Genomic DNA, 2,875 nt, shown 5'->3' on the forward strand with positions numbered 1-2,875 from the left:
GCACCGCCAGCCTTGAGCACGCCCAGCAAACCGATGACCATTTCCAGCGAACGCTCGGCGGCGATGCCGACGATGACATCCGGGCCAACACCCGCCTCGATCAGGCGATGGGCCAGCTGATTGGCGCGGGCGTTGAGCTCGGCGTAGGTCAGTTCGGTGTCACCAAAGACCAACGCCGGCGCATGCGGCGAACGTTCAACCTGCGCCTCGATCAACGACTGGATGCTGGTTTGCAGCAGGTATTCGATGGCCGTGGCGTTCCAGCTTTCGACGATGGTCTGGCGCTCAATTGCGTTGAGCATCGGCAGGTCGGCAACCCGCGTATCCGGCGCCGCCACGATGCCTTCCAGCAAGTTCAACCAATGCTCGCCCATGCGGGCGATGGTCGCTGCATCGAACAGGTCGGTGGCATAGATGAACCGCGCCGAGAAACCTTCAGGCGAGTCATAGGTTTCCAGGGTCAGGTCCAATTGCGCAGTCGTACTGGCCAGCTCCAGCCCTTCAGCCTGCAACCCGGGCAAGGTGACAGCCCGCAGTTGGCGAGCCTGGCTCTGATGGTTGTACATCACCTGGAACAGCGGGTTGTGGCTCAGGCTGCGCTCGGGCTGCAAAGCCTCGACCAATTGCTCGAACGGCAGGTCCTGATTGGCCTGGGCCTGCTGCGCCGTGTGCTCGACACTTTTCAGCACTTCGCGCAACGTTTGCCCCGGCTGAAGCTGGGCGCGGAAGATCTGGGTATTGACGAACAAGCCAATCAGCCGCTCGGTTTCCAGGCGATTGCGATTGGCATTCGGCACTCCGACGCGCACGTCGGTCTGCCCGCTGTAGCGGTGCAACAACACCTGGAACGAGGCCAGCAACAGCATGAACGGCGTTACCTGCTCGCGCAGTGCCAACGCCCGGATAGCGCGGCTCAGGTCGGCACTCAGCGGTATGTCGTGCTGCGCACCGCGATAGCTCTGGCGGGTCGGTCGTGGCCGATCGGCAGGTAGCTCCAGAACCGGCTGCTCGCTGCCAAGCTGCCCGGTCCAGTAGGCCAGTTGCCGTTCACGCTCACCAGCCTCCATCCACTCGCGCTGCCACTGGGCATAGTCGGGGTACTGCACCGGCAATTCAGGGAGTTGGGCCGCGCGGCCAAGCACCGCCGCACTATAGAGTTCGAGCAATTCCTCGACCATCACCCCCATGGCCCAGCCATCGGTGGCGATGTGGTGCAGGGTCACCAGCAGCAGGTGGTCGTCAGCTGCCAGTTGCAACAGTCGCACGCGCAGCAACGGCCCTTGCAACAAGTCGAAGGGCCGCGCCAGCTCGGCCTCGATGCAGGCCTGGATCGCCGCATCGACACCTTGGCCATTGAGGGCCAGTGGCTGCGACGCCAGCTCAAAGCCGAGCGCGGTATCGAGTACCTGCCGGACCTGGCCATCGTCCTCGACAAAGCCGGTGCGCAGGCTGGCCTGACGCGCGATCAATGCCTGGAAACTGCCCTGCAATGCCGCCACGTCCAGGGCCCCACGCAAACGCAGTGCCGCTGGAATGTTGTAGGCGCAGCCTTGTGGCTCCAGTTGCCAGAGGAACATTTGCCGCTGTTGGGCGTACGACAGCTGCTGTGGGCCGGCGCCGCTGCTCGGTACGATGGGCAGGCGAGCCACGGCCACACCGGCTTGATGCAGTTTGACGAACAGTTGACGGCGCTTGCTCGAGTCCAGGCCCCTGATCCGTGAAACCAGTTCCTCTGTACGTGCGGGGCTTTGCTTAAGCATTGTTTTCCTCCAGTTCATCGAGCGCGTCGAAAATCAGATCGAGCTCTGAACCAAGCCCTTCTTCGGATGGTGTTGCTTGCAGGTAGTCAGCCAGTTGGCCAAGCGTGCGCAGGCTCTGGATATCGCGCAGTTGCACCTCCAGGCCGAGGTTGGCGCGCAGGCGCGACTGCAACATCACCAGTTGCAGTGAGTTGCCGCCCAATTGATAGAAGTCGTCGTCCAGGCCGATCCGGGCAACGTGCAGGATGTCCTGCCAGATCGTTGCCAGTTGCTCCTGCAGCGCGGTGATCGGTGCACGGTAACCACCGCGCCCTTGATCTGCGTCCGGCTTGGGCAGCAATTTGCGCTCAAGCTTGCCGTTCGGGCTCAGCGGGAATTCAGCGAGGAACACCCACTGCGTCGGGACCATGTAGTCCGGCAGGGTGTCTTTCAGGCGGGTCTTGATGCCTTCGCGCAGCTCGCTTTCGTCGGCGTTGGCCTCGGTTGCCACCACGTACCCAACCAATTGCTGACCGCTGGCACCCGGCAAGGCCAAGACCACGGCTTCGCGGACGGCGTCCTGCTCCATCAGGCGGGCTTCGATTTCACCCAGCTCGATACGCAGGCCACGGATTTTTACCTGGTGGTCGATGCGTCCGGCGTATTCGATCACCCCATCAGCGCGATAGCGGGCCAAGTCACCGGTGCGGTACAGGCGCTCGCCCTTGCCGAATGGGCTGGTCATGAAGCGCTCAGCAGTCAGACCCGGGCGGCGGTGATAACCACGCGCCAGCCCTTCCCCACCCAGGTACAGCTCACCAATCACGCCCACCGGCACCGGGTTCAGCTCGGCATCCAGAATAAACGTCGACAGGTTGGCAATCGGTTGACCAATGGGCACGCCATCGCGGCCTTCGTCGCGGCAGGTCCAGTGGGTCACGTCGATGGCGGCTTCGGTTGGGCCGTAAAGGTTGTACAGGCCAGCTTGCGGCAACTTGGCGAACACTTGCTGCTGGGCATCGACGGGCAATGCTTCACCGCTGCACACGATGCGCTTGATCCCCGTGCAACGGGTGACCTGCTCATCCAGCAGGTACACTTGCAGCATCGAAGGGACGAAGTGCAGCGTGGTTACC

Annotated in this window: 2 protein-coding genes; both read right to left on the reverse strand. The window is 62.9% G+C overall.

All coding sequences use genetic code 11. The annotated features are described in order from the left end of the window. The coding region (locus M5G11_RS27365) for a condensation domain-containing protein (protein WP_273925451.1) at window positions 1–1,760 on the reverse strand (1,760 nt) is incomplete at its 3' end. Beyond that, window positions 1,753–2,875 (reverse strand): AMP-binding protein (locus M5G11_RS27370; RefSeq protein ID WP_273925453.1); only part of this gene is annotated, 1,123 nt, incomplete at its 5' end. The genes M5G11_RS27365 and M5G11_RS27370, both read right to left, overlap by 8 nt.

This window comes from Pseudomonas fontis, assembly GCF_028656955.1.
GTDB lineage: Bacteria > Pseudomonadota > Gammaproteobacteria > Pseudomonadales > Pseudomonadaceae > Aquipseudomonas > Aquipseudomonas fontis.